This window comes from Microbacterium sp. BF1 (assembly GCF_019279095.1).
GTDB lineage: Bacteria > Actinomycetota > Actinomycetes > Actinomycetales > Microbacteriaceae > Microbacterium > Microbacterium maritypicum.
Genome location: NZ_JAGYWT010000713.1, coordinates 1 through 929 on the forward strand (window position 1 = coordinate 1; position 929 = coordinate 929).

Below are 929 nucleotides of genomic sequence, written 5' to 3' on the forward strand. Positions count from 1 at the left end.
CCCGACGCCATCTCCGGCACGAGCTCCTCGAAGGCGACGGCGAGCGGCTGCGTGCCGACGAGCTGCGCACGGGCCTGGTCGATCTCGCCGATCTGCACGCTCGCACCGAGGCTTGCGGTTCCCTCATCGGGAAGCTGCCGTCCGAGCAGCCCGCGCAGCAGCGTCGACTTCCCCGCGCCGTTGGGACCGGTGATCCCGATCCGCTCCCCCGCGTTCACCTGGAGCGATACCGGACCGATCTGGAAGGATCCCTGCCGGAACACGGCCGAGCTCAGCGTCGACACGACCGAGCTGGAGCGCGGCGCCGAACCGATCGTGAACTCGAGCTGCCACTCCTTGCGCGGCTCCTCGACCTCTTCGAGCCGGGCGATCCTGCTCTCCATCTGACGCACCTTCTGCGCCTGTTTCTCGCTCGACTCCGCAGAGGCCTTGCGTTTGATCTTGTCGTTGTCGGGCGCCTTCTTCATCGCGTTGCGCACGCCCTGGCTCGACCACTCGCGCTGGGTGCGAGCACGGGCGACGAGGTCGGCCTTCTTATCGGCGAACTCGTCGTACTTCTCGCGCTGGTGACGACGGACCGTGGCCCGCTCCTCCAGGTACGAGTCGTAGCCGCCGCCGAAGACCCGGTTGCTACCCTGCGCGAGGTCGAGTTCCAGCACCCTGGTCACGCAGCGGGCGAGGAATTCACGGTCGTGGCTCACCACAACGACACCGCCGCGGAGTCCGCGCACGAAGGCCTCCAGCCGCTCGATCCCGTCGAGGTCGAGGTCGTTGGTCGGCTCATCCAGCAGCGCGATGTCGTCACAAACGAATGGGAAGATCGAGCGCTTCCACCGCACCCTCGCCGACGGCTGGGCATACGCGAAGCTCTATCCCTCAGAGACTGAGCGCCGCAAAGCACTCCCGGGCTGGCTGCACTTCTACAATCA

At 67.0% G+C, this 929-nt stretch carries 2 pseudogenes; one reads left to right on the forward strand and one right to left on the reverse strand.

The features are described 5' to 3' along the window. Window positions 1–800 (reverse strand): annotated as a pseudogene (locus KZA10_RS16250) (ATP-binding cassette domain-containing protein); the annotation flags it as partial. A gap of 4 nt (window positions 801–804) precedes the next feature. Between KZA10_RS16250 and KZA10_RS16255 the strand changes: the two are divergent. Continuing rightward, window positions 805–929, forward strand: a pseudogene (locus KZA10_RS16255) (integrase core domain-containing protein); the annotation flags it as partial.